The sequence below is a fragment of the Fulvivirga ligni genome, assembly GCF_021389935.1.
GTDB lineage: Bacteria > Bacteroidota > Bacteroidia > Cytophagales > Cyclobacteriaceae > Fulvivirga > Fulvivirga ligni.
In genome coordinates this window covers 3,399,078-3,425,473 of record NZ_CP089979.1, presented here as the reverse complement: position 1 = coordinate 3,425,473, position 26,396 = coordinate 3,399,078, and the positions used below count along the sequence as shown (strand labels likewise).

Sequence of the window (26,396 nt, the reverse complement as noted above, 5' to 3'; positions counted from 1 at the left end):
TTCTAAGACATTAAAAATATAGCTATGATCAATTTTAAAAAGTCATTGGTGTTTTTTCTATTAATATCATTTATCACATTAGAAACCATGGCGCAAGAAGCCACTTACTCCATGTTTCATTACACACCATTTTTCACTAACCCTGGCCAGATAGGAACAGAACAGGATGTGAGGGCCATGCTCAACTACCGCAACCAAAATGTAGAGGCGGGTGATAACTTTAGTGCTTCATCTTTATCACTTTATTACCCCTTACTTATCGGAAATCATAGATTGGTGCTGGCTGGCAGCTTTGTAAACGATAAAGCCTCCGACTTCCTAAATACCAATGGTGGAATGTTGGGCGTTGCTTATAGCATCCAGGTTTCATCCGGCTCAGCTCTAAGCCTAGGTATTCAAGGAGGATATTTCAGTAGAAAAACGGATGGTAATTTCACCACAGATGATCAGTTTGACAATGGCGTGTTTGATCCTAACATATCATCTCCAGATGGTGTGCTCAACCAGACCACCTCCTACCCTACCCTCAGCGGTGGCATTCACTACATGGTGAAGGATGATGTGGCAAGAGAAAAAGCTTTTATTGGTGCTGCCATATTTAACGCCATCGAACCGAATATTTCGCTGGTCGAAGATGAGAAAGATAAGCTACCTCTGAGCCTAAAAGCAACAGCCGGTTACAGAGTATATCAAGGAGATAAATTCTCTGTTCTTCCTAACATACGATGGATCAGCCAGGCCAGCAATAATTATTTCAACCTGGGATCTAGGTTTGGATATGCGCTAGAACAGTCTGAAGAGGGACAAAAGAAAATAGAACTAGGCCTTTGGTATAATACAAATGACCTCACTGTTTTCTCCATCGCTTATGAACAGCCAAACATCACCATCGGCCTGTCTTATGATTTACCTATAAGTACTGAACTCAGTGCAGGCCAGAACGGCATTTTTGAACTTGCATTTGTCTTAAGACTTAAAAAGAAGCAACGAGGTAACTACTCCAAAGCTCCTGAAAATCCTCAGGAAAATACTATAACTGAAGATGTTGACGAAGCAGAAAAGGTTGAAGAATCACAAGAGATGGAAATGGAGCAAATGGAAGAAACCGAAGAGGCCGAGGAAGAAATGGAAGAGGCCGAAGCTCCTATAATGGAGGAAAGATCTTCAACACCCAGCAGGCCATTAACACCTGATGAAGTGCTCACTCCTGAAGAGAAAAAGATTATGGCTCAAACGGTAAGATTTGAACTCAATTCAGACAATCTTGATAAAGAGTCTAAAGCCTTTCTGGACAAAGTATATTCTATAGTTCAGAAATACCCTCAATTTGACATCACACTTACAGGACATACCTGTAACCTTGGAGAAGAATCCTACAACCACGATCTGTCCGTAAAAAGAGCAGAAATTGTAAGAGAATACCTGTCAGACAGAGGTGTAGACAAAGAACGCATTAAAACCATAGGAAAAGGAGAAATATCACCTATCGCCAGTAATGATACTGAAACAGGCAAACGAACAAATAGACGCGTAGAGTTTGAGCTAGCGTTAGAATAACATCAAGAGACGGCGAGGTCTATTGTAGATCTCGCTCTGCACTTCTTCGCTCTATCTTCTCTTTTAGTATCTGTGCTTCTTGTGGGTTATTTCTATAGTAGAAATCAAATAGGTTTTCATTCGAAATATTACTCAATCCAATGAGGATTAGTATTAATGGAACCACTTTAAGAAATAATGATGTGAATAAAGGCGAGTCCTTTCTGTCTTTAACTGTAGTGTAAATTATTCCTACAATAGCTGACAAGGCTGCCATACCTGCTCCTATTAACAGCATAGCCTGTGAACCGCTCAGAAGTAACAACTTGAATATTATTGCGGTAACACCAATTGAACTTGATAGTCCCAGAACCATGCCTAGAACTAATTCAGGAACAGTTATGAAGTTCATTAATCCCTTCTTAAAGGCCTCTCTTAAATCAATCTGGTTAAATACTACAAAGCCGAAGGCAAAGTATATAAGGCTTAATATAAAGGACGAAATGAGCAAAGCTTCACCTGCACCGCTTACTTGCATAACTTGTAAGATGCAAGAGACAATAAATGCTATTAAAAAGATAATTTCCAGTTTTTTAATCATAACTGAAATATAATAAAACAAAAAACCCCGATCATTATGATCAGGGCTTTTTTTTAATACAGATCCTGGGTTAAAACTTATTTTACTTTGTTTACGATAGCTTCGAAAGCCTCAGGGTGGTTCATTGCTAAATCAGCTAACACCTTTCTGTTAAGATCGATGTTTGCTTTTTTAATAGCACCCATAAACTGAGAGTAAGACATACCGTGCAGTCTTGCACCAGCATTAATTCTTTGAATCCAAAGTTTTCTGAAATCTCTCTTTTTAGCTTTTCTATCGCGGTAAGCGTAAGTCCAACCTTTTTCAACAGCATTTTTAGCTACTGTCCAAACATTTTTTCTTCTACCAAAATAACCTTTGGCAGCTTTAAGTATTTTTTTTCTTCTCGCCTTAGAGGCAACGTGATTTACTGATCTTGGCATTGTTTAATTGTTTTTGGTCAATGGCGGCTTACTTTCGTAAATACTTTAAAGCCATAAACCTGGTGAATAATTTAAAAACCTAATTTTGAAAATTAAATGTTAAGCATTGCTTTAACATTGTTCTCATCTGACTTGTGTACAAGACCCATTTTAGTCAAACTTCTCTTCTGCTTAGTTTCCTTCTTAGTTAAGATATGGCTTTTGAAAGCGTGCTTTCTTTTAATTTTGCCAGTACCTGTAAGCTTGAATCTCTTCTTCGCTCCTGATTTAACTTTTACTTTTGGCATTTTAATATATATTTATCAGATCTGTATTCTAACTTTTATTTTTTCCCTGCCTTTGCAGCAATGAACATTGTCATTCTCTTACCTTCTAATTTAGGTAATTGCTCCACTTTACCGTACTCTTCAAGAGCCTGAGCAAACTTCAACAATAGGATTTCTCCTCTTTCTTTAAATACAATTGTTCTTCCCACAAAGTGTACGTAAGCTTTTACTTTCGCACCTTCTTTTAAGAATTTCTGAGCATGGTTCAGCTTAAAGTTAAAGTCATGCTCTTCAGTATTAGGACCAAAACGTATTTCCTTAACTACGGTTTTCTGCGCTTTAGCCTTTATTTCTTTCTGTTTTTTCTTCTGCTCGTATTTGAATTTTGAGTAGTCGATAATTTTACAAACCGGAGGGTCGGCCGTTGGTGATATCTCCACTAAATCCAGGCTTTGCTCTTTGGCCATTTTTAATGCCTGTTCTATTGGATATACATCCACCTTTACGTTATCTCCTACTACCCTTACACGAGAAGCATGGATTTTCGAGTTCACTTTATAGGGCTCTTCTACTCTCCCTCGATAGCCCCTTCGCTGGTATCTTTGTTTACTAATGTTAACCTCCTTATTTTAGTTGGGAAAAAACAGGTTGCAAATATCGCTATAATAATTTAATATTTCAAAGTTCAATTGGACATAAACATCCATTGCAACCCAATTACTTATCTGTTAAAGTACTTTCTTGCTTAAATTGTTTAATAAAATCCTCTACAGATAAACTTCCAAAGTCTCCTTCTCCATGCTTACGCACTGAAACTTTACCTTCTTCTTGCTCTTTTTCCCCTACAATAAGCATAAAAGGAACCTTTTTAACTTCCGCGTCTCTGATCTTTCTACCGATCTTTTCGTCACGATTATCTATAAATCCTCTGATATCACTCTCACCTAGCTGAGCATAAACTTCTTCAGCATAAGCTTGATATTTTTCAGAGATTGGCAATACCGCTATCTGATCTGGCGCTAACCATAGAGGAAATCTTCCACCACAGTGCTCTATCAGTACAGCTACAAATCTTTCTAAAGAACCAAATGGCGCCCTGTGAATCATTACAGGTCTGTGCTTTTGGTTATCTGAACCAGTATACTCCAGTTCAAACCTTTCTGGTAAGTTATAATCTACCTGAATAGTTCCTAGCTGCCAGCTTCTACCTAAAGCATCTTTCACCATGAAATCTAGCTTAGGACCATAGAACGCGGCTTCACCTAGTTCTCTAACGGTTTTCAAACCTCTTTCATCAGCTGCTTCCTGAATTTCTCTCTCAGCCTTATCCCAAAGTTCATCTTTACCGATGTATTTAGACTTATTTTCAGGATCTCTCAAAGAAACCTGAGCCGTAAAGTCTGAAAAGCCTAATGCATTAAATACATACAGTACCAGGTCTATTACCTTCACAAATTCTTCCTTCACCTGATCAGGTCTACAGAAAATGTGGGCATCATCTTGAGTAAAGCCTCTTACCCTGGTTAATCCATGTAATTCACCACTTTGCTCATAACGATATACTGTACCAAATTCAGCAAAGCGAACCGGCAAGTCTTTATATGATCTTGGCTTAGAATTGTAAATCTCACAGTGGTGAGGGCAGTTCATTGGCTTTAATAAAAACTCCTCATTTTCATTAGGTGTCTTTATCGGCTGGAATGAATCTTCACCGTACTTATCATAGTGGCCAGAAGTAACATATAGCTGCTTAGAACCTATATGTGGAGTTACCACAGGCTCATAGCCAGCTTTGATCTGTGCCTTTCTCAAGAAGTTTTCTAAACGCTCACGTAGTAGCGTACCTTTAGGCAACCATAATGGAAGACCCATGCCTACTTTCTCTGAGAAGGTAAACAACTCAAGTTCTTTACCTAATTTTCTGTGGTCTCTTTTCTTAGCTTCTTCCAGTAGCTCTAAATACTCTTTAAGCTCCTTTTGCTTAGGGAAAGAAACTCCGTAGATTCTGGTCAGCTGCTTTCTCTTCTCATCTCCTCTCCAGTAAGCACCTGCTACGTTCATTAGTTTTACGGCCTTAACAAACCCAGTGTTTGGCATGTGAGGTCCACGGCAAAGATCTACGAAATTACCTTGCTCATAAAACGTGATCTTACCATCTTCAAGACCATCTATAAGTTCAAGCTTATACTCATCACCTTTCTCTTCGAAATATTTGATGGCATCTGCCTTACTAATATCTTTTCTAACAAACTCGTTTTTGTTTCGAGCTAGTTCTAACATTTTCTGCTCTATTTTAGGAAGATCATCTTCTCCTAAAGTACGCTCACCTAAGTCGATATCATAATAGAAACCATTGGCAATGGGAGGTCCTATTCCGAACTTAACACCCGGATAAAGTTCTTCCAGTGCTTCTGCTAATAAGTGAGCTGAAGAGTGCCAAAAAGTAGATTTTCCTTCATCGTCATTCCACGTGAGTAATTGTACCGTAGCATCTTCTTCAATGGGTCTGGTAGCATCCCAAACCTCACCATTAACTTTTGCTGATAGTACATTTCGAGCCAGCCCTTCGCTTATGCTCATGGCTACATCATAGCCAGTTACTCCCTTTTCATATTCCCTAACGGAGCCGTCAGGTAATGTGATCTTAATCATACTTAATGTTACTTACTTTTCTATTGTAATGTCTTTTTTCTTCACAGCCGGAGGCGGACCGTTCCTAATAGCATCTAATGAAGCCTTCTCCTGCTGCAAGCGCCACAAATATGCAACTTTTCTTTGCAAAACCTCCAATTCAGCCTGGGCTAAATTAAAAGTAGAATCTCTTTGTAAAATCTGCTCATAGGCGCCTATGGCATCCTGGTATTTTCGCTGCTTGTCCAGTGTTCTTGCTACTATTAGCTTTGCTTCAAGATAATTGGTGTCTATGGCATATGCCTCCTGCGCCATAAGCTGAGCCGAATCATAATCACTTAATTGATAGAAAGCATCTGCTAATTTGTAGTAATCTTTTAAAGACCCTCTGCTTTCCACCAGATCGATATACAACACTTTGGCCGTATCCAGACGCCCCATATCATTCATGATATCAGCTTTTTTCTCTATATAATCATTATTTCTGGGTGATAAGGCTAAAAGCTGATTGATTTGCTCATCGGCCTTATTATATTCTTTCCTTCTTGAATAAATGTCAAATAGGCCTACATGGGCTCCCATCTGACTCGGCGTCATTGCAATAGCCTTAGTATAATTATCTATGGCTGAAGCTGTATCCTCTAGTGCTAACATTATATCACCTTTCAACCTGTAACCATCCCCAGAAGACTCCATCTCCGTTAGTCGGTTAACTGATGATTTGGCTTTTTCTGCATCTCCCAAAGCCATATACTCTTCGGCTAAATCCTTATACAGGTGAAAGTTTTGAACACCCATGGCCTCTGCGGTAAGTAGTGCACTTACAGACTCAGCATGGTGGTTCAGCTTCTTTTCTATTTTACCTTTTTCATAAAAATACTCGGCTCTATCTTCTGCCAGGCTAATGGCCTTATCTATCTGATTATTGGCCGCTGCATAGTTTTCCTTGGCAGCGTAGGCTTTGGCTAAATGATAATACAGCTGTGGTTCCTCCTGGTACTCTGACTCCAGGTCTTGCAGATACTCAAGTGTTTGCTCCACATCCACTTTAAGATCTACATTCTCTATCGGGTCTCTTGAGTATTTCACGCAAGAGGCTAGCAGGAAAAGAGAAATGATAAGTGTGTATCGCATTTTGTAGAAATTGGCTTCTGTAAAGTTATAAAATAAACTGGAAGCTAATCTTCACTCCGAATTTACTTACATCAGGATTATCTAAATAATTCAGACGATGTAAGAAATCTACTCTTAAAATTTTAAATATGTTCTCTACACCATACCCCACTTCCACGTAAGGAGTGTTTTTCTTAAATGAATTAATAGGTTCTATCTCCTCTCCTGCACTGGTAGTTTCTGCTATTAATGCTTTGTTGTCATCACTTAACTGACCGTAGATAACATTAGCTGTAGCCAAAAGTCTCCATTTGAGCTTTCTCATTAATGGTATTCTATTTAGAATAAAGCCCTGGAAATAATGGTTATACTTCAAAGAAACATAGGTATCACTGACAAACTCAGAGTAATTCATGAGGTTGAATGCCGCTGTGGTATAAAACAGAGATTCGTTACCAATATGCGCTTTAAGCAACGGATAAGGAAGTGTTTCAAAGATATGCTCTCCTGTTAGGGTAAAGCTACTGGTACCGAAGAATCCCAGACGCAAATCATCGTAGATATTAAGTCCTAACTTATTATAGTCGAAATCACTACCCATAATACCCTTAAAGCCTCTAGTGTAGCGCATAGTGAATATGGGCCATTTCAATGTACCTAAGCTAATGCGGTCATTATCATTTTGTACAAAAAGCTCACCTTTAGCGTACCTGGCTTCCACAATAGCTTCAGCCGTTTCAAAATGACTAGACTGCTCAGCACCTTCTCCTGTGTAATACTCAAAATTATACAGCGGGTCAAAGGTTTTGTAGTTTAAAGTCAGCTTCGGCGTAAACCCTTTCACTACTTCTCTCTGCATAGAGAATTTAGCTTGATCATACCGGTAAGGCCTTATAAGATTCCCATATCTTGTGGCAGCCAGAAATATATAGTTACCCAGAAGGTCTTCCGCTGCCAGCCCCACCTGATCTATATCTCTGGTATACTGAGCCCTGACTGTGGTCCATTTTTGCCGGTCTATTATCCGTTCTACAAAACCCTGATACTTGAATCGCTCATCACCTAAACCATATGCCACTCTGGCTCCCAGCACCCATTTGTCGCTAAAGTCGATATTGGTCTTGGCCCCAATTTGGAAACGATGCCCCTCTACTGTATTGTTGGAGTAAAGACTCAGATATGGTCCCACGTCAAACTTGCCTACTTTTTTATAGCCGTTGATGGCCACCTTGAGTATTTCAGTGTAAGTCTTTACTACAGGAATATTCTTCAGAGTGTCAATCATCTTATAAACACTGAGTTCTGTAGACGACAAGGGCTCATGCCTGTGAGAATCCCAAAAGTCATTGCCATTATTGAGGTTAAAATCCTCTTCTACCTTGATGGGCTGGGCATAGAATTTAAGCTCCTGAGGTGTATTTACGTTGACCTTTCTATTACTGGTGTAGAACTTTGCCAAAACACCGGCCATCTTATCTGTAACCTCCCCAATATCAAGCAGAACCCTATTCTTCACAGGAATCCATGGACCTGCACTGGTAGGCTCCAGCTCCTGCTGGATTTTAATTTTTTCGATATAGTTAAGGTTAGCGGTTTTAGGAACCGTGGCATCTATCTGTTTCAGTGCATAACCATCCTTTGTGATCCACATGGTGCCCTGAAAGGCTAGATCCTGCTCACTTTTAGGGTAAAAATCTAATCTATAGCAGAAATCATTATCTCTGTAGGCACTATCGGTAAGGTCATAGTCATAATATAACTTCCAGCCATCGGCAATTGGAGAAACAAAGTCTTTGCTTACTATATTCAGCCAGTTTTGATAAAAATTGTATTCCTGAAAAGAGCTGCCTATAAACTGAGACACCAAAGTACCATCTTCAATACCAACACCAGTAATCTTGGTTTTTAGAATATTCTCATGTTTCAGCTTCGGATCGCTCCTGTAGTAATATTTAGATAATGACTCAGAAATGAATATTGGTAAAATGGGCTTTCCATCTTCACCGGCCAGATGTTCCACGCTATCCATCACGCTGGTAATCTTCTGCATGATTTTACGCTTCTTAAACTTATCTGTAATGTTATCTACATCAATTTCAATCTTTGTATAAGTCTCATAATCATAAGCAGCTAAAGATCTTTTGTCATTCTTATCCTTATTAGCCATGACATTACGCATAATTTCAAAGGCTGGGTTTTCTCCTGCTATGAAAACTACCTCTTGAAGATTAACCACATCTTCTTCTAGCTGAAAATCCAGACGTTGTGTAGGTCCCATCACCGCTTTAGTTTTGGAAATATAGCCGATGTAGGACACAGAAAGTGAATCCACCTTTTTGGTGGTCTGTAGCTTATAGTATCCTTCAAAATCTGTAGTAGTACCTATGTCAGTACCTTTAAACACTACGTTGGCAAATGGTATTGGGTCTCCACTATTTGCGTCTGTTACTTTACCTGTAACGGCAATAGATTGAGAGTAGGCTTGAAACGAAATAAAAAATAAGGCCAACACAGCCCCTGCCCCACGAACAAAATTATTTAGGTTTTTCAATAATATAATACGATTGTTCACACGATTAACTTGAACCGATTTTAGATGTCCAGGGTTTCCTTTTCACCCAAAAATCTAGGTTCTTTTTTTACTATATACAGATCCCACACCGCAAGTGTCCTGGCAAAGCATTCTCTTATCTTCACATTCCAGGTTGATATTTCCACTTTATCGGTAGCCATCACCACACTTTCCATATCATAATAGTTACTAATGAAGAGAGCGCGCAATCCATGAAAATATTGTGTAATGATAATAACATTATCCTGGCCAAAGATCTTTTTACACCTCACTATGGAGTCTAAAGTCCTTAATCCGGCGTAGTCCAAAGTCATAGCTTCGGCCGGTACGCCTAATTTTAAAAGTGCCTTTTGCATCTTTACAGGTTCATTATAATACCTGCTTCGATTATCACCACTTACCAGAATATGTTTGATTTTGCCCGATTTATATAACTCAGCGGCAGTCTCCATTCGCTCAGCAAAAAAAGGATTGGGCGATCCATTCATTAAAAAATTACTGGTACCAAGCACCAGCCCTACCTCAGCAGCAGGAAGGTCATCCATGTCTTTATAGACCTGATCTTTTGTAGCCAGGTAAATCCATAGATTAGTTATGACCACCACTAAGACAAGGAATATAAATGCAGCAGTACAAACTTTAAATACTAGTTTTATTGCTTTCATTTAAATCAAAATACTCCTGCAGTTAATTGCAGGAGTATGATAGTAACGATATTTATTTCTTATAAGTTATTTAAGATGAGGATTTTTTAGAAAAGCTGAATGGTATCTCCCACTCCGTAATCATCATCTTCATCCTCATTGTTATCGTTCTTTACGGGCTCAATGTTCTCACCACCCACATATTTCACCTTTTTCACCGTGTATTGTGAGAGCTTATTACCCATGGCTTTCCACCCTTTAATATCAATAAGGGCATCCAGAGCTAATTCTTCTACCTCTTTATCTTTGCCTTTACCTCTAATAAACTCTACTTCTACAATCGCCTTATCCATAGTAGAAACAACTACTAGCTTGGATCCAGAAGCCTCACTGATAAAAGTAAATTTCTTATTGGTAGTTCTGGTTTCGATCATGAACCTCTTCACGTAGTAATTCTTACTATCGCCATCATAATGAACCACTGAAACTGCCTTCTTCGGATTGAAGCGTTCAATAAGCATTATCTTAGGTGCTTCATAATGGTTAGTAAGTTCATAAGACGTAAGCTCATAGCTTCCATCTTTATAGACTACCAGCACATTATCATCTCCGTTAAAATTACCGATATGAATACCTCTTTCGTCTTTATTTAAACGACCAACAGACTCATCATACCAGATATCTAAACCACTTAATGTAGATACACCCTCCGATTTGAGTTCAATTTTTCTCACCGGGTAGCGAGTAAGAATGTTACCACCTGCTCCTCTACCTTTAATTTCGATCTCTGCAAAGTCAAAATCAAATACTTTCTTTCTTGCTTTTGAACCTGAGGTAAGTTTCACGTTAATGATTTCTGCCTCACCATTCGGGTTAGCTGAAAGGTATAACACCTTTGAACCTTTGGCTTTCTTGGTAAGGTCATACTCCTTATCTCTGGTAATAGCGGTTACATTGAATCTCTTCACCATCGATCTGCCCGTTTTACCATCCAGATAAACCAAGTTATACGTCATACGTTCATCCCCTTTCTGCCAGACACCTACATGAAGAATATCTTTCCCCATGAACACTTTATCTGCAATTCTGGACACCACGCACTTACCATCTCTTCTTAAGACGATGATATCATCTAAATCAGAGCATTCGCATACAAATTCATCTTTTTTAAGTCCGTAGCCAATAAAACCGTCTGTTCTGTTTACGTATAGTTTTTGGTTATTAGCTGCCACAATGGTAGTATCAATGGCATCAAATGACTTGATTTCTGTTTTACGCTCTCTTCCTTTACCATACTTTTCTAACAAGGTAGTATAGTAATTAATAGCGAAATCGATAATATTAGCTAAGTGATATTCCGTTTCCTTCAGTTCTTCTTCAAGCTTTCTTAAAAGCTCATCAGATTTGAACGAGTCAAATTTAGAAATACGCTTAATTCTGATCTCAGTAAGCTTAACAATGTCATCCTGAGTAATGTCTCTGTAGAACTGAGGCTTATATGGATCTAATCCTTTGTCAATAGTTTGTATTACTGCTTCCCAGGTTTCACACTCTTCAATGTCTCTATATATTCTATTCTCAATGAAGATTTTCTCAAGTGATGAGAAAAGAATTTTCTCCATCAACTCACCTTTCTTGATCTCCAGCTCCTGAGTTAAAAGATCAACGGTCTGATCTGTACTGATTCTGAGGATATCATTTACTGATATGAAATGTGGTTTATCATCTATAATCACACAAGCGTTTGGTGAAATAGAAGACTCGCAATCAGTAAAGGCATAGAGTGCATCAATGGTAATATCTGGCGACTGCCCCGGCGCAAGAGACACTAAGATCTCCACATCCTGCGCAGTGTTATCTACCACTTGCTTTACTTTTATTTTACCCTTATCATTTGCTTTGATAATGGAGTCAATAAGGCTGGTAGTGGTAGTACCAAATGGAATGTCTTTGATAACAAGAGTTTTCTTATCGTACTCTTCAATTTTAGCACGGACCTTTACTTTTCCACCTCTGATACCTTCATTATAATCAGAAAAGTCAGCCATACCACCGGTTGGGAAATCCGGGAACACCTGAGGCTTCTTACCTTTCAGGTGATCGATAGAGCCTTTAATAATCTCACAGAAGTTATGAGGAAGTATTTTGGTAGATAAACCTACGGCAATACCTTCTACTCCCTGCGCCAATAGCAATGGAAACTTTACTGGTAAGGTTACGGGCTCCTTCTTACGTCCATCATAAGAAAGCTGCCAGTCTGTGGTTTGTGGGTTGTAAACTACGTCTAGCGCAAATTTAGAGAGTCTGGCCTCAATATATCGAGGTGCTGCTGCACTATCACCTGTTCTTACGTCTCCCCAGTTACCCTGAGTTTCTATCAGGAGGTCTTTTTGACCAATATTTACAATGGCATCACCAATGGAGGCATCACCATGAGGGTGATACTGCATGGTACTACCTATTACGTTTGCCACTTTATTGAAACGGCCATCGTCCATTTCCTTCATGGCATGCATAATTCTACGTTGTACTGGCTTAAAACCATCCTCGATAGCAGGTACGGCTCTTTCCAGTATTACATAAGAGGCATAATCTAAAAACCAGTTTTCATACATGCCAGACACTGGGGTGAAGTCATGTATGGTGTCTTCATTTTCGTGTAATTCGTTATTTTCAGCGTTTTCCTCAGCCATTGTATTTTAAAAAATTATCATCCAATATATTTAATAATCAACTGGCTGTAAATGATAGCCAGCGTTATTGATAAAAGGTTTCCTAACAAATAATAGTCATTCGAAATCTTATTCTCTTCATCTTTTATTCTGGTAGCGATTTTAAGCGCCGCAAAAAGTGTAAGTGATTGTGTGATACCATTTACCATGGAAAATGTCACGAAGGCACGCTCTAACATCCCTTTCACTACACTACCAATATTAATCTTGTTGTTTACATGGCCTTTTTTGTTAATTCTGGCTAGCAACCAGAAAATGAATGTAGCCAGGGCTTCGCAGCCTATTATGATTAAAATGACCAGTAAAACACCATTCATGAGCTTAGATTGTAAATTAGGTTTCGGGCTATTATATATTCATCTATTTTTAAACTTTTCTGCCTTCTCCACATGGTGGATATATCCTTATCAAATATATCTGCCACTTCCTTATAATCGTTGTTTTCTAAAAAGCTTTTAGCAATGGGCTTATCTTTTTCATTCCAGTCGTTATATAACGCTCGGTATAAACGAAAAGCCATGTTCAAATTATCCTTTTGATCCACCCCTTCTACCAGAATATCACTTTCGGCAGATTTAAGGTTATTTAGAGCTCTTCTGGCTGATGTAAGTCCATCTCCCAGCATCTCATAAGCCCTGTCGGTAGCTATGGCGGTATCGATTATGCCATAGTTAACAACAAACCTTAACCGGTAACTTGTTTCTGCCAGTAGCAGCATCTCATCCATTTGGAATATGACTTTTGCTGCTGATTCCATTGAGTCTACAATACCCTGAAACTCATCTCCCAGCGTAATGGTGAGTGGAGATACAATGCTCTCCTTCATCTCCTGGTTAATTGTAGATACCATATTTTTAAAATGCTTCATTAATGATTCGCCGTTTTTATCGGAGCTATCAATAATGTCTGCCATTATAATATGGTACTTATCTTTTTGCATCATGAATACAAAAATAGATATTTTGTAAAAAAAATACAAAAATTAAATTTTTGCATAAATAATACAAAGTTAAGCAGCTGATTCCTCTTCAACCAGATCCTTCTCTACTCTCAATCTATCCACAATAAAGTTTTGACGCTCTGGAGTATTTTTACCCATGTAGAAACTAAGAAGCTGATTTATAGTGGTATCCTTAGATAAGTGAATTGGATTTAACCTAATACTATCTCCAATAAAACCTTTAAACTCATCAGGTGAGATCTCACCTAATCCCTTAAATCGGGTAATCTCTGCCTTTACTCCTATTTTAGCTATAGCCGCTCTACGCTCATCTTCGCTGTAGCAATAGATGGTTTCCTTCTTGTTCCTCACCCTAAAGAGTGGAGTATCCAGAATGTAAACATGTCCTTGCTTAATCAGATCAGGGAAGAACTGTAAAAAGAAAGTCAATAATAGCAAACGAATGTGCATACCATCCACATCAGCATCTGTAGCGATAACTATCTTTCTGTATCTTAAATTTTCAATACCGTCTTCAATGTTCAGGGCGTGCTGAAGAAGGTTAAACTCTTCATTTTCATACACCACCTTCTTAGTAAGGTTAAAGCAGTTTAAAGGCTTTCCTCTTAAACTGAATACCGCCTGAGTTTGTACGTCTCTAGATTTTGTGATAGATCCACTAGCAGAGTCTCCCTCAGTGATAAAGATCATAGTATCATCTGCGCGCTCGCCCTTCTTATCATTATAGTGCTGTCTACAATCTCTTAGCTTCTTATTATGAAGATTAGCTTTTTTAGCTCTGTCATTGGCAAGCTTTTTAATGCCGGCCATATCCTTTCGCTCTCTTTCAGACTGCAGTATTCTCTTTAAAAGTGAATCTGCTATTTCTCCATGTCGGTGAAGGAAGTTATCTAAATCCTTTTTCAGGAAGTCATTTACGAACGTACGCATGGTAGGTCCTTCCGGGCCTACACTTTGCGATCCGAGTTTGGTTTTGGTCTGGGATTCAAATACCGGCTCTTGCACCCTTACCGCAATGGCTCCTACTATTGAAGCTCTAACGTCAGAAGCATCAAAATCCTTTTTGTAGAACTCTCTTACGGTTTTTACAATGGCTTCTCTAAAAGCTGCCAAATGTGTTCCTCCCTGAGTAGTATACTGACCGTTTACGAAACTATAGTATTCCTCCCCATATTGGTTACTGTGAGTCAGGGCAACCTCTATATCGTTACCTCTAAGATGTATAATAGGATATCTAAGGTTATCCTCTTCTGTTTTTCTATCTAATAAATCCTTAAGACCGTTTTCAGAATGAAACTTCTGGCCGTTGAAGTTAATGGTTAGTCCTGCATTCAGAAACACGTAGTTCCAAATAAGGTCATTCAAATAAGCAGGTCTGAAGTTAAAGTTTTTGAATATAGTACCGTCTGGCTCAAAAGCGATTAAAGTACCATTTCTACCGCTAGATTTCTTCACGCTCTCTTCGCCGGTTAATTCACCTTTAGTAAACTCGGCTACTTTCGTTTCTCCATCTCGGTAAGACTGTACCTTGAAGTAATTAGATAATGCGTTTACTGCTTTCGTACCCACACCATTCAGACCTACTGATTTCTGGAAGGCTCCAGAGTCATATTTACCTCCGGTGTTAATTTTAGAAACACAGTCTACCACTTTACCTAAAGGGATACCTCTACCGTAGTCTCTCACCTCTACCCTATGGTCAGTAATTTTCACATCAATGGTTCTACCGTGCCCCATCATGTGCTCATCAATACTGTTATCTATTACCTCTTTCACTAGCACATAGATACCATCATCTTGTGCCGAACCATCACCCAGCTTACCAATGTACATACCCGGACGAAGCCTTATATGCTCCTTCCAGTCAAGGGATCTAATACTATCTTCGGTATATTCTACTTTTTTTTCCTCGGCCATTCTTGCTAATACTTTTTCAAAAACACATCTAGCGAATAAACATCAATTTTAACATTTATTCAAGAGTTTATACAGAATTGAAAAGAGATCCGGGCTACCAAATCTCTTCATTTGAATTATTATAAGAATCTGAAAATCAGAATATTATAAAAAGTTAACTCAAGTAAAATTTTAAGATGAAAACTTTTTTACCAATAATATCACTGGTAAAGCAATCACCCATAATGCAATGACTCCAAGAGCCACATAAATGAGATATCCTGAGTGAGTATATTCATAATGCTCCCCACCGTTTACTAATGAAAGGAAGTTCCAGATAACGCCAAAGAAAAAGTTCAGCACCATGGCAAAGCTCAGTTGCCAGCTGGTCATTATTTGTTTGATAGATTCATCTCTATACTGCAAAGACCTTGAAACGGTGTACAAAGAAAAGTTAGCAACTACCAAAATAAGTAGAGATAAATAGAAGAAGGTCTCTCTACTGAACTCGCCTGCCGGATTTCCAAATTCATCTAATTTGTAAATTACATCTTGAGGTAAGCTAGCATACACATAGAGCAGTACTCCCAGACTAACGATTAGAGAAACGAACCAAACAGCTTTAATCAAACGCGTTATCATAACAATCTTATTTGGGTGCGAATTTATGCCATAATTTCTAATACCGTAGCCTATTTTAGCCATAAATACTATTAATTTTGCAGAGCACTGCTCAGTAATAAATCAGTGGAGTTAACTGAGCATTTTTAGATTTATCTATAAAATTCATTGATTTCCTATGATCCGAAACATACTAATTGCCCTATTCGCCCTTTCAGTTATTAGTTGCCAGCCTAAAACCGCAGATATCCCAGATTTTGATGAAGTAGTATGGAAAGAAGATATCAATGGCTGCTCAGGAAAGAGAGCGGCTATGAGCGAGCAACTGGATAGCCATAGAGAAGTTATTAAAGGACTCAATCAGGATGAAGTGGTAGAGCTACTGGGCAAACCGGACAAGAATGAGCTTTACAAAAGGAATCAGAAATTTTTCATTTATGAAATAAGCAATGCTGAAAGTTGTGACAATCAGACACAAGGACCACACACCTACCTCAGCATTAGATTCAATGCAACCGGTTTAGCAAAAGAAGTTCTAATATATAAATCATAGAAGCCAAATAAAACTTGGTCTTCATCGTAAAATTTAGTATATTATTTGGATAACTAACCTGTTACGCTAATGAGAAGTTTACAATTCCATCCCAATGAACTCTTGCTAATTTATTTTGACCCTACTAGCAACACGAGTAAACAAACCCGAGCCTATGCAAGATCTATCTCAAACAATGTCAATGAAATTAACCTGGCAAATGTGAGGTTTACTACTACCTTATGGAAAGAAGTAGTTAATCTTTTAAATCTGAGACCTAAAGATCTTCTAGACAAATCAAACCCGGCATATCAGGCTAAAGTAAGGGGTAACACTTTTACCATGTCTGGTTGGCTGGAGGTATTAACCAACAATCCTCATTTTCTTAAAGCTCCTATAGCAGTATATCACAACAGGGCCATTTTGTGCCAAAAACCTACAGATATACTCAGATTAGAAGTGAACAGCATAGGATCATTTAAAGTACCACCGCACTTAAGACCCAGAACCGTCAGTTAGAATTTTCACCAACAATTTTAAGGTTGGTATAAATTGAATCATTTTTAGTTATATCAATTTCAAATAAATAAGTGTGGGGTAGCATGGCCGAAGTCTTAAACTGGTCAAACTGTCCCACTCTTTTATTTTCATAATACAACAAAAAGGTGTTCCATCCTGCTGCTTCGAAATTAACACCCGCATCTTCACCTGCTCTATAAATCATGAGCGTATCCTGAGCTCCCTCATGAGTCCAATCTATTCTTACCTCATGGATATTAGCCTTGCCTTTGGTTTGAACGGCTATAACATTGGGAAGCAGCTGTCGGCGAATTTCATCTTTAAGCAGAAATAGGGATAGGAAGATCAAGGCACATATGCCCATCACCCAGATTAAAGCCCTCATACCAGCCTTATGCCGTCGTTATCTATAGTTATGATCTTTTCTTTGTATAATGAGCCTATAGCCTTTTTAAAGGCCTTCTTACTCATACTGAACACATCCACTATCTCATCAGGATCTGATTTGTCATGATAAGGTAAATAACCATTGCTCAGTTTCAATTGATTCAATACCGTTTGACTATTGGCATCAATAGCCTGAACACCAGGAGCATTCAGTGTGAGATCAATCTTACCATCTTCCCTCAGTTTTTTGACAAAGCCTTTTTTAGCCGTTCCTACCTTTACAGACTCAAAGACCTCGTTTTTATAAATAAGTCCTTTATAGCTCTGGTTCACAATGGCGTTATAACCAACGTCTGATATTCCATACACAAGAACATCAACCTCCTCCCCTTCAGTGAGATCTTCCTGATGGTCACTATTTAAGAAGGTATTGATTTTTGAAACACCGATGAGACGGTCAGATTTATAATCCATACAAATCTTCACTACATAAGTGTTGCCCTCTTTGAACGGAATATGCTGTTCGCTTTTAGGTACGAACAAATCTTTTTCTAAGCCCCAGTCCATGAAAGCCCCATGAAATGTAATGTGTGTGGCTTTTAAAGCCACAAAGTCACCAAGTACACCTTTTGGTTTTAAGGTGGTAGCCAAAAGTCTATCTTCAGAGTCTCTGTGAATAAAGACCTCCAGAAAATCTCCTATTTCGGTACTTTCAGGTACATATTTAATAGGAAGTAGTATTTCTCCCAAATCAGATTTTAGATAAACACCAAAATCTAATTCTTTTACTACTTCTAATTCATAAAACTTTCCTATCTCCATGCTACAAAGCTAAGAAAAGATTCTTGAGTAATGCCTATTTACTATTTTGCTGTTTAATGGCATCTCTAATTTCCATTAACAACTGCTCCTGACTGGTAGGTGCTGCCTCTGCTGCTGCAGGCTCTTGTTTCTTCTTTTGCAGGAAGTTATTATAGATTCTGGTGAGCATAAATACAGCCATAGCTACAATAAAAAAGGTGATTATATTATTGATAAACACTCCATAATTAATAGTGACAGGCTGCACTGTACCATTCTCTAAGGTTTGCTCCGCTATTTTGTACTTCAATTGCGAAAAATCAATCCCGGCGATTAATTGGCCTATAGGCGGCATGACTATATCATCTACAAATGACTTCACGATAGCACCAAAATAGGTAGCTAAGATTAGCCCTACTCCCAGCTCTACTACGTTACCTCTGGAAATAAACTTTTTGAATTCTTTAAGCATAGTTTTAAGGATTTGTTTTGACAGATTAAGTAACCATTATGAAGCATTCATTGTTCGAGAGCATAAACAAGTAATTGTTGCCTATATTTGATGAAGTGAACATTCAAACAATACAAACTCATGAATAAAATTGCTGTAATAGGATCTGGAACTATGGGAAATGGTATAGCTCATGTTTTTGCACAACATGGCTATCAGGTTTCTTTAATAGACCTTTCTGCTGATGCTTTATCTAAAGCGCTGGCCACCATAGAGAAGAACCTGGATAGACAAATAAAGAAAGAATTAATCACTGAAGCGGAGAAGGAAAGCACTCTAAAAAACCTGACCACTTTTACCGAAACAGAAGCAGGCGTAAAAGATGTGGATTTGGTGGTGGAAGCGGCTACTGAAAACACTGACCTTAAACTGAAGATTTTCAAAAACCTGGATGAGATCTGTGGACCTAATACCATTTTAGCCACCAACACCTCCTCTATTTCCATCACTAAAATAGCAGCCGTAACTAAACGCTCAGACAAAGTCATAGGCATGCATTTTATGAACCCTGTACCAGTAATGAAGCTGGTAGAGGTAATCAGAGGCTACAATACATCTAATGAAACTACGACTATCGTAATGGAGCTCTCCAAAAAGCTTAGCAAGGTACCTGTAGAGGTAAATGATTATCCGGGCTTTGTAGCTAACCGTATTTTAATGCCGATGATCAATGAGGCCATATACAGTCTTTTTGAAGGTGTAGCTGGTGTAGAAGAGATAGACACAGTAATGAAACTCGGAATGGCTCACCCTATGGGTCCATTACAATTGGCTGATTTTATTGGCTTAGATGTATGCCTATCCATTCTTCATGTGCTTCATGAAGGATTAGGTAATCCAAAATATGCTCCGTGCCCGCTACTAGTGAATATGGTACAGGCTGGCCATAAAGGTGTAAAATCCGGAAGTGGTTTTTACTCATGGAATCACGGCACTAAAGATTTAGTGGTAGCTGATAGATTCAAGAAATAAGACGAGACTGATCTAAACGAAAAAAGGCTGCCATCTTTCGATGGCAGCCTTTTCTTATTTGGTATGTAATCGTTTCTTAAACTACATTCATCTCTTTTGCCAACAAGAACTTTTCAGCATCTAAAGCTCCCATACAGCCAGTTCCTGCCGCAGTAACAGCTTGTCTGTAAACTTTATCAGCGGCGTCTCCTGTGGCAAATACACCTTCGATATTTGTCTTTGATGTACCAGGAATTACTTTTAGGTATCCTGTCTCATCCATTTCAAGATAATCCTTGAAAATATCAGTATTCGGCTGATGACCAATAGCCACGAAGAAACCGTCAATATCGATATCTCTCTTCTCCCCAGTAGCATTGTTCAACACTCTCATTCCAGTAACTGAATCTTCATCCCCTAAGATCTCATCCGTTTCGGTATTCCAAAGGATTTCAATATTCTCTGCCTTTTCTACTCTGTTCTGCATGATTTGAGAAGCTCTCATCTCATCTCTTCTTACCAAAAGGTAAACTTTAGGACATAGGTTAGCTAAATAAGTAGCTTCTTCAGCTGCTGTATCTCCACCACCTACTACGGCTACAGTTTTACCTCTATAAAAGAAACCATCGCATACAGCACACGCAGAAACACCTTTGTTATAGTATTTCTCTTCTGAAGGCAGACCTAAATATTTAGCACTGGCACCTGTAGAGATAATTACAGACTCTGCAATGATCTCATACTTATCATCCACTACAGCTTTATGAGGATAACCAGAAAAATCTACTGATGTAACCTGACCATAGCGAATGTCTGTACCGAATCTTTCCGCCTGCTTCTGGAAGTCTACCATCATTTGAGGTCCATTTATCCCATCAGGATAACCTGGGTAATTCTCAACATCATTTGTGGTAGTTAACTGTCCACCAGGCTGTCCGCCAGTAACCATTATAGGGCTCAAACCTGCCCTGGCTGCGTAAATGGCTGCTGTATAACCTGAAGGTCCTGATCCAATTATTAGTACTCTCGCTTGTTCTTGATTCATTATCTATCTTCTGTTATATTCAATTTTATTAACGCCAATGACAAAGTTCAGGTTTCTTGATTTAGTTCATGAACATTGCTCTTTGTCTTAGACACTACAAATATAAAAAAAACAGGCCTCATCATAGTATATTTCATGATGAGGCCTGATTGATTTTTACTATCTGATGATAGTTATCCTAAATAAGGCTTCAAGGCCTTACTTCTGGATGTATGTCTCAAGCGTCTAATGGCTTTTTCCTTTATCTGCCTTACACGCTCTCTTGTCAAATTAAATTTTTCACCTATTTCTTCCAAAGTCATAGAATGCTCTCCATTTAAACCGAAGTAAAGGGTAATTACATCAGCTTCTCTTTGCGTAAGAGTAGATAATGCTCTTTGCACCTCTCTTCTTAGGGAATCATTCATTAACTCAGAATCCGGTGTTTCATCCAAGTCATTCTCTAAAACATCAAGCAAACTGTTTTCTTCACCTTGTACGAATGGAGCATCCATAGAAACGTGTCTACCTGAAATTTTCATGGTATCTACCACCTCAGCAGTAGTTACCTCTAGAACTTCAGCTAGCTCGTCGGGAGATGGCTCTCTCTCATACTTTTGCTCTAGCTCAGAAAATGTTTTGCTTATTTTGTTTAGGGAACCTACTCTATTCAGCGGAAGCCTTACAATACGAGACTGCTCAGCTAAAGCCTGTAAAATTGATTGTCTAATCCACCAAACTGCGTAAGATATGAATTTGAAACCTCTGGTTTCGTCAAATCTTTGAGCCGCTTTAATTAGCCCGAGATTACCTTCATTGATAAGATCTCCGAGGGATAAACCTTGGTTTTGATATTGTTTCGCTACCGAAACTACAAATCTAAGGTTGGCTTTAGTAAGCTTTTCTAACGCTAATTGATCTCCTTCTCGGATTCTCTGCGCTAGTTCCACCTCTTCATCAGGTGTTAGTAAGTCTACTTTACCGATTTCCTGCAAATACTTATCTAGAGATTGACTCTCCCTGTTCGTAATCTGCTTGCTAATCTTAAGTTGTCTCATGCAAGTTGGGTTGATTAATAACTAGTTGACCTTTAAGAAAACATCAATTTAAAAAGAATAAGTTCCAAATAACATGCATTTTTTACTAAATAAAATATTATTTAGCCTCTTTTTTCTCCGGTTTTGGCAATAGAACCTTTCTTGATAGTCTAAATTTACCCGTTTTCTTGTCAATGTCAACAAGTTTGACCTTAACTTCTTCGCCTACTTCCATTACACCTTCCATATTCTCTACTCTTTCCCACTTGATCTCGGAGATGTGAAGTAAACCGTCTTTTCCAGGCATGAACTCAATGAAAGCACCGAATGGCATGATAGATTTTACTTTTCCATCATAAACCTCACCTACTTCAGGTTGAGCTACAATAGCTTTGATTCGCTTAAGAGCTTCGTTCATAGAATCTCCGTTTACTGCGAATACACTTACTTTTCCTTTGTTATCTACTTCTTCAATAACGATGGTAGCACCAGTTTCTTTCTGGATTTCCTGAATAACCTTACCACCAGGTCCTATTACAGCACCAATCATATCCTTATCAATCATGATCACTTCAGAACGAGGAGCATTAGGCTTAAGGTCTGCATTAGGAGCAGATATGGTTTTCTTCATTTCATTAAGAATGTGAAGTCTTCCATCTCTGGCTTGCTCTAGTGCCTGCTTCAAAACCTCATAAGAAAGTCCGTCTACTTTAATATCCATCTGAGTAGCTGTAATACCTTTTTCAGTACCAGTTACTTTGAAGTCCATATCACCTAAGTGATCTTCGTCTCCAAGGATATCAGAAAGGATTGCGAATTTTCCAGTCTTGCTATCAGAGATCATACCCATAGCGATACCAGAAACAGGAGCCTCTATTTGAATACCAGCATCCATAAGTGCTAATGAACCAGCACATACAGTAGCCATTGAAGAAGATCCGTTTGATTCTAAGATATCAGAAACAACTCTGATAGTATAAGTATTCTCAGCAGGAAGTACTTCTTTCAAAGCTCTCCAAGCCAAGTTTCCGTGTCCTACTTCTCTACGACCAGGACCTCTGTTAGGTCTTACCTCTCCTGTACTGAATGCAGGGAAGTTATAGTGAAGCATGAATTTGTTTGATCCTTCGTACATAGCTCCATCTATAAGCTGCTCGTCCATTTTGGTACCAAGCGTTACAGTGGTTAACGACTGAGTTTCACCTCTGGTGAATACTGCAGAACCGTGAGTAGCAGGAAGGTAATTTACTTCAGTCCAGATAGGTCTCACTTGATTTAGAGCTCTACCATCTAGTCTTGTAGTTTCGTTTAGTACCAGGTTACGACAAGCCTCTTTCTTAATAGACTTAAAGTAACGAGATAACATAGTAGCATCTAACTCAGCATCTTCAGGTAAGCTTTCAATAAACTCATCGTATACTTTAGAGAAACCTTCTGATCTTGCATGCTTATCATTAGGAGTTTTAGCTATTTCATATACTTTTTCATAAAGCTCATCATGCATTCTTTTTTCAAGATCAGCATCATTCACTTCATGACAATATTCTCTTTTTACAGTTTTACCAACTTCTTCCTGAAGTTCTAACTGTACTTTACAATGCTCTTTAATAGCTTCATGAGCTACTTTAATAGCCTCTAGCATCTCATCTTCAGAAACCTGCTTCATCTCACCTTCTACCATAAGGATGTTATCCATAGTAGCGGCCACGATTAGGTCCATGTCACCTTCAGCATTTTGAGCCATAGTAGGGTTAACTACAAACTCACCATTTACACGAGCTACTCTTACTTCAGAGATAGGTCCGTTAAAAGGTATATCAGACACCATAAGCGCAGAAGATGCTGCAAGGGCAGCTAATGCATCTGGCAACGCATCAGGATCTCCTGAGATTAAAGATATAGCTATTTGAGTATCTGCATGGTAATCATCATTAAACATTGGTCTGATAGCTCTATCTACCAATCTACTAATGAGTACTTCGTAATCTGAAAGCTTTCCTTCTCTTTTAAGGAAACCTCCAGGTATTTTACCAGAAGAGGCGAATTTTTCCTGGTAGTCAACTGATAAAGGTAAAAAGTCTACACCTTCACCAGCTTCAGGTTTAGAAACAACAGTAGCGAGCAACATTGTGTCACCCATTCTTACTACCACAGACCCGTCAGCTTGTTTTGCGAGTTTTCCTGTCTCTATAGTTATGGATCTCCCATCGGGTAAATTAATTGTTTTTGTAATTACGTTTAATTGCATATTTGTTGTATAAAAAATTTCAAAAATTAGGGGTGCGTTGGGCGGGCGCAGTGGTGGAAAGTTACACCTTTTAAGTGAAAAAAGGGAATCGTAGGATTCCCTTTTTGTAGTTTTTACTTTCTTAAGTTCAGATCGGCAAGTACTGCTCTGTACCTTGTAATATCTGTTTTGTGTAAGAAGTTCAATAATTTTCTTCTCTTACCTACTAACTTCAAAAGACCCTGCTGTGTAGAGTAGTCTTTCTTGTTTTTCTTCATGTGTTCAGTTAGATGAGTAATCCTGTAGGTAAAAAGTGCAATCTGAGCTTCTGGAGAACCAGTATCAGTTTTTGACTTTAACCGACCATGATTTTCAAACAACTCTTGTTTCTTCTCGCTTGGTAAATACATGCTTAGTTAAATTTTATTGTTTAAAATGAAAGCGCAAAGGTATTAAGTAATTTATTATTATCAAACTAAAATATTCAGCAGAACCTATTTTTTAAACTTGCTATACCAGTTCTTCACTTTGTCGATAGCCACATTATAGAAGTCGGCATCAAACAGTCTGGCATCATTTCGCGCTTGTCTTAAAAAGAAGAGTCCTATTGGCAGCAAAATGGCATTTGCCGCCCACAAGCCATAAACAGGATCGATGATATCTTGCTTGGCCCACTTCTCTCCTACCATACTCATTACATAATAAACTATAAAGAAGAAAATAGATATAAGTACAGGGAAGCCAAGTCCACCTCTTTTAATAATAGAACCCAAAGGTGCTCCTATTAAGAACATGATAATACATGCCGCAGAATTAGCTAATATCTTATGCCACTGAATTTCATATACATTCTTCTCATAGTTAAGACGCTCAATTCTAGTATTGTTAGCTTGAATCTTACTTTTGGTTTGTCTCACCATATTCAATGCTGTTTCCAGAATACCATCAGAGTCTCTATCATCACGGCTTAATTCTTTAGCCATCAATTGATTTACAATGGCTTCTTTGGTGATCACTGAATCTTGCTCTACAGAATCTGACTTTATCTCCTGTATAGCTGTCTCTACTTTATTGTTAATGATAAGCTCTTTTTCCTGCTTTGCCTTCGCTAGCTTATCCTTGGTAATTACATTTTTAGAATCATTTTTCTTTGCCACCTGCTCAGTAGCCTTAGGAGAGACTTTAGTATTCTTTTTCACTACAGGTTTTATCTTCTCAGGCTTTTTGTCAGAGCTGGATTTGCTTGAAGTTTTCTTAGTAAGGTCTTTCTCTCTCTGGGCCATCTTCTCTTTTTCAAGCCTTACCATTTTTTCGGAGGTATTTTCATGGACCTCACTCTCCGCCCTGTTAATACTATCTCTACGATTAGCTTCTAACATGGCTAACTCCTGCTCTACTTTCTGTACAGAATCTGAATACACCTTAAACTCTCTCAAGTATTTAGGCATTGCTACTGCACTATCTCTCATGTGGTAGTAGAAAGAGTAAGGTGCTTCCGCATATACTTGTAGTTTCTTCTCCAGGATGTTATTCTCTACCGAGTCTACATCAGTAACTAGCTCAGAGAGATTTCTCATTATCCTGTTACTCTTGAAAAGGTCTTTATCCGTTCTATCCAGATTAAAGCTTGAAAGATCCAGCACAAATTCACTACGACCGAATTGAGCCCTCCTAAAGGTTTCCTTATTGGATTTCATCCCACCTTCAGTATCACTGCTACCTTCTGCGTATTCGTTTCCTCTAAAGAGCTCCAGCTTCAAGTACTGATCATTGTGCACGGTATACATTAAACCTGAATCTGCCAGGATCACGTTCTTATTACCATTTTTACCTCTATGATCATAGATCATCACATCTTCAATGGTTTTACCGTCTTCGTATTTCTTATTTACCTTGATGCTAAAATTCGGTATTCCGTTATAAAAAGCTCCCTCTTTAAGCTCTAGTGCTGGCTTTTTCTGTTTGATATCATAAAGAAGACTATATGCTTCTAGGGCTGCTTTAGGCACAAAGTAATTATTGGAATAAAAGGCTAATACGGTGAGTCCTAATACAAAAACAAATATTGGAAGAAGTGCTCTTAACAAAGAAATACCTGCACTTTTGATGGCAGTAAGCTCAAAATGTTCACCGAGATTACCAAAGGTCATGAGAGACGATAGCAAGACAGCCAGAGGGATGGCCGTAGGTGTCATGAACACCGCAAAATAGAAAAATAGCTGTCCTAATACGTCTCCTCCCAGGTCTTTGCCCACAATATCATCGAAATATTTGAGCATATGCTGGGTTAGTAGAATGAAAACAACTACTAAAAATGTAAGTATAAAAGGCCCCAGAAATGAGGTAAGTATTACTTTATCGATCTTCTTCATCGCCCTGTTTGCATCAAAAAGAAGGCCAAAATTAATTAAA

Annotated in this window: 25 protein-coding genes; 4 read left to right on the top strand and 21 right to left on the bottom strand. The window is 38.5% G+C overall.

The window, feature by feature from the left end:
- Window positions 1-24: 24 nt before the first annotated feature.
- Entirely contained in the window at window positions 25-1,557 is a 1,533-nt protein-coding gene (locus LVD16_RS14625) for a PorP/SprF family type IX secretion system membrane protein (protein ID WP_233769009.1), read from the top strand.
- A gap of 19 nt (window positions 1,558-1,576) precedes the next feature.
- Here the strand turns inward: LVD16_RS14625 and LVD16_RS14620 are convergent, their stop codons facing one another.
- The 13 genes from LVD16_RS14620 to LVD16_RS14560 form a co-directional block, all read right to left on the bottom strand.
- Window positions 1,577-2,137, bottom strand: a complete 561-nt coding sequence (locus LVD16_RS14620) for a hypothetical protein (protein WP_233769008.1) — start codon at window positions 2,135-2,137, stop codon at window positions 1,577-1,579.
- 77 nt (window positions 2,138-2,214) lie between these two features.
- Complete coding sequence (gene rplT, locus LVD16_RS14615) at window positions 2,215-2,559, bottom strand: 50S ribosomal protein L20 (protein ID WP_233769007.1); 345 nt, start codon at window positions 2,557-2,559, stop codon at window positions 2,215-2,217.
- Between the two features lie 92 nt (window positions 2,560-2,651).
- Window positions 2,652-2,846 carry a 50S ribosomal protein L35 gene (gene rpmI, locus LVD16_RS14610; protein WP_233769006.1) on the bottom strand — a complete coding sequence of 65 codons (195 nt, stop codon included), beginning with the start codon at window positions 2,844-2,846 and terminating at the stop codon, window positions 2,652-2,654.
- Window positions 2,847-2,881: 35 nt separating this feature from the next.
- Complete coding sequence (infC, locus tag LVD16_RS14605) at window positions 2,882-3,379, bottom strand: translation initiation factor IF-3 (RefSeq protein ID WP_233769005.1); 498 nt, start codon at window positions 3,377-3,379, stop codon at window positions 2,882-2,884.
- A gap of 163 nt (window positions 3,380-3,542) precedes the next feature.
- Complete coding sequence (gene thrS / locus LVD16_RS14600; protein ID WP_233769004.1) at window positions 3,543-5,477, bottom strand: threonine--tRNA ligase; 1,935 nt, start codon at window positions 5,475-5,477, stop codon at window positions 3,543-3,545.
- Window positions 5,478-5,489: 12 nt separating this feature from the next.
- Window positions 5,490-6,590 (bottom strand): tetratricopeptide repeat protein, encoded by a 1,101-nt coding sequence (locus tag LVD16_RS14595; RefSeq protein ID WP_233769003.1) that lies wholly within the window; start codon window positions 6,588-6,590, stop codon window positions 5,490-5,492.
- Between the two features lie 25 nt (window positions 6,591-6,615).
- A complete protein-coding gene (locus LVD16_RS14590) occupies window positions 6,616-9,141 on the bottom strand; it encodes a DUF5686 and carboxypeptidase-like regulatory domain-containing protein (RefSeq protein ID WP_233769002.1) in 2,526 nt (841 codons plus the stop codon).
- Window positions 9,142-9,161: 20 nt separating this feature from the next.
- Complete coding sequence (locus LVD16_RS14585) at window positions 9,162-9,806, bottom strand: SanA/YdcF family protein (protein WP_233769001.1); 645 nt, start codon at window positions 9,804-9,806, stop codon at window positions 9,162-9,164.
- 86 nt (window positions 9,807-9,892) lie between these two features.
- Window positions 9,893-12,478 (bottom strand): DNA gyrase/topoisomerase IV subunit A, encoded by a 2,586-nt coding sequence (locus LVD16_RS14580; protein WP_233769000.1) that lies wholly within the window; start codon window positions 12,476-12,478, stop codon window positions 9,893-9,895.
- Between the two features lie 17 nt (window positions 12,479-12,495).
- Entirely contained in the window at window positions 12,496-12,834 is a 339-nt protein-coding gene (locus LVD16_RS14575; RefSeq protein ID WP_233768999.1) for a hypothetical protein, read from the bottom strand.
- Window positions 12,831-13,430, bottom strand: a complete 600-nt coding sequence (locus LVD16_RS14570) for a SatD family protein (protein ID WP_233768998.1) — start codon at window positions 13,428-13,430, stop codon at window positions 12,831-12,833. Before LVD16_RS14570 ends, LVD16_RS14575 begins: the two co-directional genes overlap by 4 nt.
- A gap of 96 nt (window positions 13,431-13,526) precedes the next feature.
- Window positions 13,527-15,395: a DNA topoisomerase IV subunit B gene (locus LVD16_RS14565; RefSeq protein WP_233768997.1), complete on the bottom strand. Its 1,869-nt coding sequence runs from the start codon at window positions 15,393-15,395 to the stop codon at window positions 13,527-13,529.
- Window positions 15,396-15,566: 171 nt separating this feature from the next.
- A complete protein-coding gene (locus LVD16_RS14560) occupies window positions 15,567-16,016 on the bottom strand; it encodes a hypothetical protein (protein WP_233768996.1) in 450 nt (149 codons plus the stop codon).
- A gap of 157 nt (window positions 16,017-16,173) precedes the next feature.
- Here LVD16_RS14560 and LVD16_RS14555 point away from each other — a divergent pair, with 157 nt between their 5' ends.
- Both LVD16_RS14555 and LVD16_RS14550 read left to right on the top strand, forming a co-directional pair.
- Window positions 16,174-16,548: a hypothetical protein gene (locus LVD16_RS14555; protein ID WP_233768995.1), complete on the top strand. Its 375-nt coding sequence runs from the start codon at window positions 16,174-16,176 to the stop codon at window positions 16,546-16,548.
- A gap of 69 nt (window positions 16,549-16,617) precedes the next feature.
- Entirely contained in the window at window positions 16,618-17,046 is a 429-nt protein-coding gene (locus tag LVD16_RS14550) for an arsenate reductase family protein (RefSeq protein ID WP_233768994.1), read from the top strand.
- Here LVD16_RS14550 and LVD16_RS14545 read toward each other — a convergent pair.
- Genes LVD16_RS14545 through mscL form a run of 3 tightly spaced genes read right to left on the bottom strand, consistent with a single transcriptional unit; the run spans window position 17,039 to window position 18,706 of the window.
- Window positions 17,039-17,431 carry a hypothetical protein gene (locus LVD16_RS14545; protein WP_233768993.1) on the bottom strand — a complete coding sequence of 131 codons (393 nt, stop codon included), beginning with the start codon at window positions 17,429-17,431 and terminating at the stop codon, window positions 17,039-17,041. The genes LVD16_RS14550 and LVD16_RS14545 overlap by 8 nt on opposite strands.
- Window positions 17,428-18,255 (bottom strand): CvfB family protein, encoded by an 828-nt coding sequence (locus tag LVD16_RS14540; RefSeq protein ID WP_233768992.1) that lies wholly within the window; start codon window positions 18,253-18,255, stop codon window positions 17,428-17,430. The genes LVD16_RS14545 and LVD16_RS14540 overlap by 4 nt, the downstream gene beginning before the upstream one ends.
- 34 nt (window positions 18,256-18,289) lie before the next feature.
- Window positions 18,290-18,706: a large-conductance mechanosensitive channel protein MscL gene (gene mscL / locus LVD16_RS14535; protein WP_233768991.1), complete on the bottom strand. Its 417-nt coding sequence runs from the start codon at window positions 18,704-18,706 to the stop codon at window positions 18,290-18,292.
- A 120-nt stretch (window positions 18,707-18,826) separates the two neighbouring features.
- Here mscL and LVD16_RS14530 point away from each other — a divergent pair, with 120 nt between their 5' ends.
- Window positions 18,827-19,717, top strand: coding sequence for a 3-hydroxybutyryl-CoA dehydrogenase (locus tag LVD16_RS14530; protein ID WP_233768990.1), 891 nt, complete (start codon window positions 18,827-18,829; stop codon window positions 19,715-19,717).
- Between the two features lie 76 nt (window positions 19,718-19,793).
- Here LVD16_RS14530 and trxB read toward each other — a convergent pair whose 3' ends face one another.
- The 5 genes from trxB to LVD16_RS14505 all read right to left on the bottom strand — a co-directional run bounded on the left by trxB (window position 19,794) and on the right by LVD16_RS14505 (window position 26,356).
- Window positions 19,794-20,741 carry a thioredoxin-disulfide reductase gene (gene trxB, locus LVD16_RS14525; protein ID WP_233768989.1) on the bottom strand — a complete coding sequence of 316 codons (948 nt, stop codon included), beginning with the start codon at window positions 20,739-20,741 and terminating at the stop codon, window positions 19,794-19,796.
- A 173-nt stretch (window positions 20,742-20,914) separates the two neighbouring features.
- Window positions 20,915-21,778: a sigma-70 family RNA polymerase sigma factor gene (locus tag LVD16_RS14520; RefSeq protein WP_233768988.1), complete on the bottom strand. Its 864-nt coding sequence runs from the start codon at window positions 21,776-21,778 to the stop codon at window positions 20,915-20,917.
- Window positions 21,779-21,875: 97 nt separating this feature from the next.
- On the bottom strand, window positions 21,876-24,005 hold the full coding sequence (pnp, locus tag LVD16_RS14515; RefSeq protein ID WP_233768987.1) for a polyribonucleotide nucleotidyltransferase: 2,130 nt from the start codon (window positions 24,003-24,005) through the stop codon (window positions 21,876-21,878).
- 113 nt (window positions 24,006-24,118) lie between these two features.
- Window positions 24,119-24,394 carry a 30S ribosomal protein S15 gene (gene rpsO / locus LVD16_RS14510; protein WP_233768986.1) on the bottom strand — a complete coding sequence of 92 codons (276 nt, stop codon included), beginning with the start codon at window positions 24,392-24,394 and terminating at the stop codon, window positions 24,119-24,121.
- A gap of 84 nt (window positions 24,395-24,478) precedes the next feature.
- The gene (locus LVD16_RS14505) at window positions 24,479-26,356 is read right to left on the bottom strand and encodes an LptF/LptG family permease (RefSeq protein WP_233768985.1); all 1,878 of its coding nucleotides are present in this window, start codon (window positions 26,354-26,356) and stop codon (window positions 24,479-24,481) included.
- Window positions 26,357-26,396 lie beyond the last annotated feature (40 nt).

What these genes read in the sequence shown, in the direction of transcription:
- LVD16_RS14585 (WP_233769001.1), bottom strand. Translation starts at nt 9,806, where the DNA reads ATGAAAGCAATAAAACTAGTATTTAAAGTTTGTACTGCTGCATTTATA.
- LVD16_RS14565 (WP_233768997.1), bottom strand. Translation starts at nt 15,395, where the DNA reads ATGGCCGAGGAAAAAAAAGTAGAATATACCGAAGATAGTATTAGATCC.
- LVD16_RS14595 (WP_233769003.1), bottom strand. Translation starts at nt 6,590, where the DNA reads ATGCGATACACACTTATCATTTCTCTTTTCCTGCTAGCCTCTTGCGTG.
- LVD16_RS14580 (WP_233769000.1), bottom strand. Translation starts at nt 12,478, where the DNA reads ATGGCTGAGGAAAACGCTGAAAATAACGAATTACACGAAAATGAAGAC.
- LVD16_RS14575 (WP_233768999.1), bottom strand. Translation starts at nt 12,834, where the DNA reads ATGAATGGTGTTTTACTGGTCATTTTAATCATAATAGGCTGCGAAGCC.
- LVD16_RS14620 (WP_233769008.1), bottom strand. Translation starts at nt 2,137, where the DNA reads ATGATTAAAAAACTGGAAATTATCTTTTTAATAGCATTTATTGTCTCT.
- LVD16_RS14520 (WP_233768988.1), bottom strand. Translation starts at nt 21,778, where the DNA reads ATGAGACAACTTAAGATTAGCAAGCAGATTACGAACAGGGAGAGTCAA.
- rpmI (WP_233769006.1), bottom strand. Translation starts at nt 2,846, where the DNA reads ATGCCAAAAGTAAAAGTTAAATCAGGAGCGAAGAAGAGATTCAAGCTT.
- LVD16_RS14530 (WP_233768990.1), top strand. Translation starts at nt 18,827, where the DNA reads ATGAATAAAATTGCTGTAATAGGATCTGGAACTATGGGAAATGGTATA.
- rpsO (WP_233768986.1), bottom strand. Translation starts at nt 24,394, where the DNA reads ATGTATTTACCAAGCGAGAAGAAACAAGAGTTGTTTGAAAATCATGGT.
- rplT (WP_233769007.1), bottom strand. Translation starts at nt 2,559, where the DNA reads ATGCCAAGATCAGTAAATCACGTTGCCTCTAAGGCGAGAAGAAAAAAA.
- mscL (WP_233768991.1), bottom strand. Translation starts at nt 18,706, where the DNA reads ATGCTTAAAGAATTCAAAAAGTTTATTTCCAGAGGTAACGTAGTAGAG.
- LVD16_RS14570 (WP_233768998.1), bottom strand. Translation starts at nt 13,430, where the DNA reads ATGGCAGACATTATTGATAGCTCCGATAAAAACGGCGAATCATTAATG.
- LVD16_RS14560 (WP_233768996.1), bottom strand. Translation starts at nt 16,016, where the DNA reads ATGATAACGCGTTTGATTAAAGCTGTTTGGTTCGTTTCTCTAATCGTT.
- LVD16_RS14550 (WP_233768994.1), top strand. Translation starts at nt 16,618, where the DNA reads ATGAGAAGTTTACAATTCCATCCCAATGAACTCTTGCTAATTTATTTT.
- LVD16_RS14545 (WP_233768993.1), bottom strand. Translation starts at nt 17,431, where the DNA reads ATGAGGGCTTTAATCTGGGTGATGGGCATATGTGCCTTGATCTTCCTA.
- LVD16_RS14555 (WP_233768995.1), top strand. Translation starts at nt 16,174, where the DNA reads ATGATCCGAAACATACTAATTGCCCTATTCGCCCTTTCAGTTATTAGT.
- LVD16_RS14625 (WP_233769009.1), top strand. Translation starts at nt 25, where the DNA reads ATGATCAATTTTAAAAAGTCATTGGTGTTTTTTCTATTAATATCATTT.
- LVD16_RS14505 (WP_233768985.1), bottom strand. Translation starts at nt 26,356, where the DNA reads ATGAAGAAGATCGATAAAGTAATACTTACCTCATTTCTGGGGCCTTTT.
- trxB (WP_233768989.1), bottom strand. Translation starts at nt 20,741, where the DNA reads ATGAATCAAGAACAAGCGAGAGTACTAATAATTGGATCAGGACCTTCA.
- pnp (WP_233768987.1), bottom strand. Translation starts at nt 24,005, where the DNA reads ATGCAATTAAACGTAATTACAAAAACAATTAATTTACCCGATGGGAGA.
- thrS (WP_233769004.1), bottom strand. Translation starts at nt 5,477, where the DNA reads ATGATTAAGATCACATTACCTGACGGCTCCGTTAGGGAATATGAAAAG.
- LVD16_RS14540 (WP_233768992.1), bottom strand. Translation starts at nt 18,255, where the DNA reads ATGGAGATAGGAAAGTTTTATGAATTAGAAGTAGTAAAAGAATTAGAT.